A 7,776-nucleotide genomic window follows, 5' to 3' on the forward strand; every position below is an offset into this window, starting at 1 on the left:
TGCCGTCCCCCCGCACCCGCGGGCTAAGCCGGCTCGCCGCCGCAGCGTGCCTGGTCCTGGCGCTCATCGGCGGCGGTACGACATGGCACTTCCACCGCTCCGCCGAACACGCACAAGCCCTGAACCGCCAGGTCACGACAGTGATGACAGCGCCGGACGCGCACACCTCCACCGCCCGCGCCCACGGAACCGCCACCGTCACCGTCGTGTCGTCCCGCTCACTCGGCAAAGCCGTCGTCACCACAGCCCGGCTACAGCACCTGCCACCAGCCAGGACGTACCAGATGTGGTGGCTCGGCCCGACCGCACCACGCTCCGCCGGAACCCTGAACCCGTCGGGGCAGCCACGCCCGGTAGTCACGGCCGGCCTCGGCAACGCGCAACGCTTCGGCGTCACCATCGAACCGGCGGGCGGCTCCCCCCAACCGACCAGCCCCCCGCTCCTGACCCTCACCCTCGGCTGACCACGGCCGCCCGAAGCTATGACATCGCGGCAAAGGACGCACGGCCTCCCGCGCTGTCAGAAGCAGGCGAAGTACCCGCCGTCGCGCTGCGGTGGACGAAGTTGAGAACACCGCCAGGTCGAAGCATCCAGTGGGGGCTGGGCGACGAATACCGGATGTCCGGTAAGTCGATTCGTCGTGCTGCACCACTGCGGTACCGGCCGACCGCGCCAGACCGCGGCGGCCGCCAGACCAGGCCCCGCCCGTCGTCCATGAGTCCACCTCCCGTCTTGCTGAAGGAGCCAATGTGCCGACCGCAATGGTTGCCGCCCCACCGCCCCGTCACCGACCGCCCAGAAGCTGGAGCCGACGGCTGTTCGCCACCATCACCGCGGCCATCGTCGCCACCGGTTGTTTCGTGGCCACCACCAGCACTCCGGCGGCGGCGCGGGAGGGCCTGATAGACCAGGCCCGTTTCCGCGCCCAGACCGCGCTCCTGGGGGCCGACTGCAAGCAGTACCTGACCGGCCCGAGCTTCCAGGCACCCGACGACCGCGATCCCCAGCAGGTCGCGGGGCGCGTGCCCATCGTCTCGGCGCCGGTCCCCGCCGGCCAGCCCGCGGGCGCCATCGCGTCCTCACCCTTGTTCCGCGGGGTCCGTGGCACGATCTCCGTGCACCCCAACTTCTTCGCCTCCGACCCCGGCCTGCCGGTCTCCCCCACTGCCGCGTTCGCCCCATCGGCCGATCAGCAGCGCACCATCGCCATCCTGCACGAGATCGGTCACCTGACCGGCCGGGAAGGCGACCACAACCAGGACCTGCCGCGGCAGTTCGAGTACAACGCCACCATCTTGAACCTGTGCCTGGCGCGGCCCGCCGTCCCGGGCCCGCGGATCACCGGGTTCTTCTGCTCCGCCGACGAGCTCTACGGCCACCCCTTCAACTGCGACCTCTACTGGGAGGACGGTACCGATCCCGACGAGGTCCAGGTCAGTTCCAACGGCTCGCAGGCACGCCGGTACAACGACTACGCCCACAACTACGTCTCCATCAGCGGCAGATGCGATCCGTACCAGGACACCTACGTCTCGATCTCGGTCTTCGACGCCAACGGCCGCCGCGCCGACGCCACCCAGAGCGGCTTCTGCCCGCGCGACTGATCACATCCCCGCGTGCGGGGCCGATTTGGTGGCGCCGCCCTTGCCGGTCGCGTACCGCGTCGGCCTCGCACACGCAAGCGGGCGGCCCCGGCCGCCAAAACCTTACGAGCTCGGGTCGGGTCCGAATTTGGTCGTGCCGTCGACCTTGGCGGACGGGCGGATGTGGGCCTGGGTCGTCGCGTGGACGCCGCGCAGGTTGGCGCTGCGCAGGTCGGCGCCGCGCAGATCGACTCCACGCAGCTTGGCTTCGGTCAGGACGGCATCGCTGAAGGTGGCGCCGGCCAGGAGGGCGCCGGGGAACCGAACACCGGTGAGGTCAGCGCCGCGCAGATTGGCGTCGCGCAGATTGGCGCCGGGCAACTCGGCGCCGAGCAACTCGACGAGTTCCAGGTTGGCTCCGCGCAGGTCCACACGATCCAGATGAGCGCCGCGCAGATCGGATCCGGCCAGGTCGGTGCCGGCCAGGCTCGCCGGCGATGTCAGGCGCAGGAAGGGAACACCGATGCGGTGCAGGTCCATCTGGGGTGCCCCGGGCGGATCGGCCGGGCGGCGGGCCATCACCGCCATGGCGGCTGCGACGTCGGTGGTGGGCGCGGCAGGAACCTGGGCCCGTTGGGCTGCGGGCGCGGGGCGGGCATGCTCGCGGACGAAGACGGCCAGCACATCACGGATGGCCAGGCGATCGCGGGGTGAGTCCTTGGCGACGCGTTCCAGGGCGTAGACGGCGGCGGCACGCACCTCCCGCCTACCGGAGCCCAGCTGCTCCACAGCCTTGGTATAGCGCTCGGTGACCTGACCCTCCTGGAGCGTGCGCACGTTTTCGCGGCTGGTGCGCAGCTCAGCCTGGCCGGTGCGCAACGTCAGCGCGGTGGCCAGCAGGCTTCCACCCCCCAGCACGACACCGGCCAGCAACACCAGGCTGTTGATCCACTGATGGCGGCGCTGGCCCCGTTGCTCTCGTGCTCGCTCCACCAGCTCCAACCGCCGGTCGGCAGGTAAGGCGTCCAGCTCGGCCTGCGACGGCGGTCGCACCCGGCCCGGCCGATCCGCGCCGCCCCGATCCAAGGACCGTTCAGCAGACCCTCCGATCTCCGACGACGAGGACGACGAAGACTCGGTTGATTCAGTCACACCCGCTCAGACGCCCGCGACCATCCAGAGAGTTCAAAAGAATCACCGGACACAGAAGCGTGATCATCGACGGGAATGGGATTGAAGCCCACCGGGTTCGGTGAGGTCAGTCGACGGAGCTGTCCAGCCATCGGCCGTCCAGCATGACCGTACGCCCGACGAATTCGTGGAAGCCGTTCCAGACCTGGATGCGCCAGGGTTGCAGGCGCAGGTAGACGAATCTGCCCTCCGGATAGTTACGCGGGTCTGTGGAGACCTTGGCGTAGCGCTCGGCAATTTCGACGCCGATGTCGGGGACGCCGACAGGTGAAGCGCCGGCGTCAATCATGACGACGTCGGTGGTGTCGCCGAGAGCGACCCTCGCCCGCGGGTGAGCCTTGATGTTGGTGACAGTCCTGCTGCTGGCAAAGGTCGCGGTGTAGAGAACCGACCCGTCCCAGACATAGGCGACCGGGATCAGGTGCGCGCCACGACCGTCACTGCCGGTGGCCAGCCACATCTGGAAGCCGGATTCGAGCCGCTTGCGAGCACAGGCCCGCCGCTCGGCCAGGCTGCGCGGGACCGGGATGAGTTCTCCGTCGGCGACCACGACGATCCTCCTTCACATTCGCTTAGGTCCCCTGCCGGGGGTCTACTCCTAAGACGAACGGCGTATCGCACGTCGCGACACATCGCTGGGAGAATTCATGGGCCACCTTGTTACGGCCCGGTCCTACGGCGTGGTGACGACCGAGGACGCGGGGATGAGGGTGAAGGCGTGGTAGTGGTTGAACACCCCGTCCCAGGCGCGGTCCAGCTTGATGTTGGCGTCCCGGTTGAGGTTGGCTTCGGGGGCCATCGCGAAGTTGGTGCCGCGCAGCCGCAGCGCCCGCACGACCGGCCGGTCGAAGACGTCGGGCAGCGTGGGGATGGGAGTGGGGATCCACTGGGCGGCGTTGCCGACGTTGAGCCGGAGCGTCACGTTGACGTCGGCTTTGGCCACGCCGCCGCGGAGCCCGAGGTAGCGGTTGTTGGGCTGGGACTTGATGTAGTACGTCCCGTCCTGGCCGGAGATCGGTTCGAACTGCCAGTAGACCGAGGCGTTGTTCCAGAGGGGATCGGCGCGGAAGGTCTGCACCTCGTCGTCGTCGCTTTGTTCCGCGTCGCTGACGCCATCGGGCATGAGGTAGGCGTTGATCACCGTATGGACCAGCATGACGTTGCCGGTGGGAATGGGGCTGCGTTCGGTGATCTGCTGGGTCACGTGGTACCTCCTGGGGGGTCGGGGGTTCTCTCTCCTCATACCCCACTCAGTGTGACCAACTAGTCGCTCTCAGTAGATACTTGGAAGATTCTTCCAGGCCACCCCCGCCACGGGCCGGACGGGCCCATCATCTGGCTGCTGAGCGTGATCAGCTCCGGGTTGGCGCGACGCAGTCCGGCGAGGTCGATGCCGAACCGGTCGAGAGCGCCCGGAGCGAGGTTCTCCACAAGCACGTCGGCCTCGGCGGCGAGGCGCTTGAGCAGATCGACGCCGCGCGGGTCGGAGAGGTCCACCCCGAAGCTGCGCTTGCACCGATTCGTCGAGATGAACGTCGGGGCCATGCCCGACTCGCCGCCGAGCCGGTGATTGGTGGGGCCTGGCCATCGCGACCGTCCTCGGAGGCGGTGGGGCTCTCGCCCTGCTGTCCGCGTTCTGGCGCCCGCCCAAGCCACCAGCGACACCGCACGATGATTGAATTCTGACGTAACAGACAATGCCAGGGCCTGATCTGCGCGAGCCGAACGAGGCGGGCAGGTGCCGATGCGCGACGGCGCGACGGCGGCCATCGCCTCGGAGACGTCCCGGCCGTCCGACGCCCTTGCCACGCGCCGGGCCGCGAACGCGACCTTGACCGCGCAAGCGTGGCCCGCGGTCGTGCCGCTGTGGCTCCAACTGTGGTTGGTCGGGGGCTTCAGACGGCGAATAGCAGGGCGGCGCTGATGAGCACGGCGACGGCGGTGGCGAAGTGTATGCCGAACGCCACGGCCTTGGTGCCGCCGTGGCGCAGGACGATGAGGGTGTCGCCCAGGGGGGCGATCGCGACGACGAGCATGTACAAGCCGGCGGCCTGCGGGCTGGAGAAGGCGAGCAGGGCCGCGCCGAGGATGCCGAAGGTGAAGTCGCGCAGGCCCTTGATGGTCAGGTACGCGCTATCGCCGTCCTGCTTGGCGGGCACGCCGTAGCCGGCGGCCGCGGGCCGGGGGACCACCAGGAACCGCAGGCCGATGAAGGTGACCAGGGCGACCAGGACGATGGCGAGCCCGTAGGCGATCGGGGTGAGCACGAGAATCTCCACTTGTTAGCAGCGCTAGAAACAAGAACGACACTAGCATAGCGTCGGCAGTACGGCTACCACTGCTAGGATCGGGAGCATGTCGATCCAGGCGCGCCGGGAGCGCGAGCGGGCAGAGCGGGAGCGGTTGATCGTCACGGCGGCCCGGGAGCTGGCCGAATCCGAGGGGTGGGACGCGGTGACCACCCGCCGGCTGGCCGCCGAGATCGAGTACAGCCAGCCGGTCCTCTACAGCCACTTCAAGGGCAAGGGCGCCATCATGGCCGCCGTCGCGGTCGAGGGCTGCGCCGATCTGGCCGCCGAGCTGCACGCGGCCCGGACCGCCGCACCGGGACCGAAGGAGGCCCTGGCCGCCGTCGGCGCGGCGTACGCGGCGTTCGCCGAGCGCAGGCCGGCGCTGTACGACGCGATGTTCACACACGCCAGCGACCTGCCGTTCGCCACCCCGCAGGCTCCACCGCCCCTGAAGCAAGCCTTCGGCGAGCTGGTGGAGGCCCTTCGCCCGCTCGCGGGCGACGATGATCTCCCGACGCTGACCGAGACGTTCTGGAGCGGGCTGCACGGGCTGATGACCCTGATGCGCAGCGGCCGCCTCCCCCGCGATGACCACGACAAACGCCTGACCATCCTCATCAACCGCTTCGCCCGCTAACCGGCCCCGCCCCGCACCCGAACAGTCCCGAGCAAGACCGGCACAAGCCTGACCGGCAGACGCCACCACCCGTGGTGGTGCCGGACCTCCGGACCTCAGACCTGACGGCGCACTCCGTCCGGTCCGGTGTTCAACGACCTGGCCCCGGTCCCGCCAAGAACTGCCCACCGCCACAATCCGCACCCACCCTCCTCCTCGGAGGCGGACCAGCGGCGATGCCCCCGAGCCCCTGCGGCTCGCCAACGCCACTGGCCGCTGCTCAAGACCGTGGTCGTGGCCGCGCCATCAGACGGCAAGGGCGACGTCGAGGTCGAGAGGTGTATGGCAGGCGACGAATTCTTGGTCTGGGAACTCGTCAGGTTCGATGGGTAGGCCTGGTCTCGCCGTAGGCGAGTACGTCGCCTCGCCGGTAGAGACGACGAACCCGACCGCCACCCAGGGCCTCCTGGCGGACGGGTTCGGGCCATCCAGCAGGTGGACGCCTCGCATAGACGGTGACGCTGCTCTGGGCCAAGCCCAGGAGGCGCGCCGCCTCCGCCAACGTCACCAAGGCATCGGGATCATCGTCGTCGTCGGAGTGTTCCTGGTGGCCCGTGTACCAAGCTGCCCACTGCTTCTCGTCCCAGTAGAGAGCCTTACCCACCTGGCAGGCGACGTCAGGGTGCCCGTTGTTCTCGCGTTCGCTCCACAGCTTCTTGAGCGCATGGCGGCTGAGGCCGTACCTGGCGCTCAGCTCGTCCCGCGTGACCAGACCGGCCGGAACCTTCCGGCTCACCTGACGCGCCGCGTACCAGCGGTCCCACTCCTCGGAGTCCCAGGCAAGCTGCGAGCCGACCGATCCCACAGCTTCGGGATGACCGTTGACGTCCTGCTCCCGATACCACTTCTCCAGCGTGCTACGGCCCAGGCCGTAGCGCTCCATCAGGTCGCCGCGCGTGTACACGCGCCGCCCACCCAGCATGGTCATGTCAGCATTCTCCCCGACCAGAGCCCGTCCCGCGAAAGCCTCCGCCCCAGGTGGCCAGGGTGCCAGGGTGCTTTTACCATCGAGGCGCGCCGCGCACGCCTGAAGGTGGGCCAAGTGTCGTCCGTAGAACCAGGTGCTGCCGGGCTCGACCAGCCCCCGGAATCACCTCACCCAGCGCGACCAAGCCCCCCGGCACCCCACCGCGCTGGACGAGTCGGGCAGGCCGCTGCACATCGCCGCTCTGGGTGCTTACGGCGGCGGGTTGGCTGGCATCGGTCTGTGGTCGGGTGGCGGCGCGCGACGGCGCCGCTGCGAGACGCGCTGAAACGCGGTCGCTGATCAGGCGGTGGCGAGGGCGGGCAGGGCGAACAGGCCGGAGAGCCGGGTGAGTCGTTCGGGGATGACGCGGTAGTACACCCAGGTTCCGCGGCGTTCGCCGTCGATCAGGCCGGCCTGGCGCAGCACCTTCAGGTGGTGGGAGATGGTCGGCGCGGTGAGGTCGAAGGGGACGGTCAGGTCGCACACGCACGCCTCGCCGTCCTCGGCCGAGGCGATCATGTTCAGGAGCCGGAGCCGGATCGGGTCGGCGAGGGCCTTGAACACCCCGGCGAGCTCGACGGCCTCCGCCTCGCCCAGGTCGGACGTGCTGAGCGGAGCGCAGCACACCGGGGCGGTGACGTCTTCCAGCTCCATCGGCTTAGACATGCTTCTAATTTGACATCTATCTATGCAGGGATGCAAACTGGCGCCTGATTAGAAGAACGTCGAAACAGTCGGTCTGGGGTGCGCGCCTGATCGCGGCGAGCGCACGTCCGGGCAGGAAGGAGCCACGATGAGCGAGGCGAACCCGTCTCCCGAGCGCGCCGAGACGGCGGTCGAGAGCGCCTGTTGCGGGGTCAGCGGTTGCTGTGGCGAGGCCGAGCGGTCTCTGGATCCGGCGGTCACCGTGACCGAGGCCAAGACGAGCGCGGGCTGCGGATGCGTCAGCGACGACGCGACCGGGCTGCCTGTGGTGGTCGTCGGGGCCGGGCCGGTGGGGCTGGCCGCTGCCGCTCACCTGGCCGAGCGGGGGCTGGACTTCGTCGTCCTGGAGGCGGGGGCGCAGG

The 7,776-nt window shown here is 69.3% G+C and carries 11 protein-coding genes; 4 read left to right on the forward strand and 7 right to left on the reverse strand.

Annotation, left to right across the window (positions count from 1 at the left end; genetic code table 11):
• Together ETD83_RS36760 and ETD83_RS36765 are read left to right on the forward strand one after the other, a co-directional pair.
• On the forward strand, positions 1 to 464 hold a 464-nt coding region (locus ETD83_RS36760), incomplete at its 5' end, for an anti-sigma factor (protein ID WP_138649819.1).
• Positions 465 to 861: 397 nt separating this feature from the next.
• Entirely contained in the window at positions 862 to 1,605 is a 744-nt protein-coding gene (locus tag ETD83_RS36765; protein ID WP_138649820.1) for a hypothetical protein, read from the forward strand.
• Positions 1,606 to 1,707: 102 nt separating this feature from the next.
• Here ETD83_RS36765 and ETD83_RS45095 read toward each other — a convergent pair whose 3' ends face one another.
• From ETD83_RS45095 to ETD83_RS36790, 5 genes are all read right to left on the reverse strand, one after another.
• A complete protein-coding gene (locus ETD83_RS45095; protein WP_230421430.1) occupies positions 1,708 to 2,577 on the reverse strand; it encodes a pentapeptide repeat-containing protein in 870 nt (289 codons plus the stop codon).
• Positions 2,578 to 2,842: 265 nt separating this feature from the next.
• Entirely contained in the window at positions 2,843 to 3,325 is a 483-nt protein-coding gene (locus ETD83_RS36775) for a pyridoxamine 5'-phosphate oxidase family protein (RefSeq protein ID WP_205718076.1), read from the reverse strand.
• A gap of 123 nt (positions 3,326 to 3,448) precedes the next feature.
• A complete protein-coding gene (locus ETD83_RS36780; RefSeq protein WP_138649822.1) occupies positions 3,449 to 3,979 on the reverse strand; it encodes an RICIN domain-containing protein in 531 nt (176 codons plus the stop codon).
• Between the two features lie 59 nt (positions 3,980 to 4,038).
• Positions 4,039 to 4,320 carry a CoA transferase gene (locus tag ETD83_RS45795; protein WP_171064652.1) on the reverse strand — a complete coding sequence of 94 codons (282 nt, stop codon included), beginning with the start codon at positions 4,318 to 4,320 and terminating at the stop codon, positions 4,039 to 4,041.
• Positions 4,321 to 4,670: 350 nt separating this feature from the next.
• A complete protein-coding gene (locus ETD83_RS36790) occupies positions 4,671 to 5,042 on the reverse strand; it encodes a DUF4267 domain-containing protein (RefSeq protein WP_138649824.1) in 372 nt (123 codons plus the stop codon).
• 88 nt (positions 5,043 to 5,130) lie between these two features.
• Here ETD83_RS36790 and ETD83_RS36795 point away from each other — a divergent pair, with 88 nt between their 5' ends.
• On the forward strand, positions 5,131 to 5,703 hold the full coding sequence (locus ETD83_RS36795; protein ID WP_138649825.1) for a TetR/AcrR family transcriptional regulator: 573 nt from the start codon (positions 5,131 to 5,133) through the stop codon (positions 5,701 to 5,703).
• 355 nt (positions 5,704 to 6,058) lie between these two features.
• On the opposite strand, the gene ETD83_RS36800 is transcribed toward ETD83_RS36795, so the two are convergent.
• Together ETD83_RS36800 and ETD83_RS36805 are read right to left on the reverse strand one after the other, a co-directional pair.
• Positions 6,059 to 6,670: a hypothetical protein gene (locus tag ETD83_RS36800; RefSeq protein ID WP_138649826.1), complete on the reverse strand. Its 612-nt coding sequence runs from the start codon at positions 6,668 to 6,670 to the stop codon at positions 6,059 to 6,061.
• Positions 6,671 to 7,009: 339 nt separating this feature from the next.
• Entirely contained in the window at positions 7,010 to 7,375 is a 366-nt protein-coding gene (locus tag ETD83_RS36805) for an ArsR/SmtB family transcription factor (RefSeq protein WP_138649827.1), read from the reverse strand.
• Positions 7,376 to 7,502: 127 nt separating this feature from the next.
• Here ETD83_RS36805 and ETD83_RS36810 point away from each other — a divergent pair.
• Positions 7,503 to 7,776: FAD-dependent oxidoreductase (locus tag ETD83_RS36810; RefSeq protein ID WP_138649828.1), on the forward strand; the 274-nt coding region annotated here is incomplete at its 3' end.

It is taken from the genome of Actinomadura soli (genome assembly GCF_005889715.1).
Classification (GTDB): domain Bacteria; phylum Actinomycetota; class Actinomycetes; order Streptosporangiales; family Streptosporangiaceae; genus Spirillospora; species Spirillospora soli.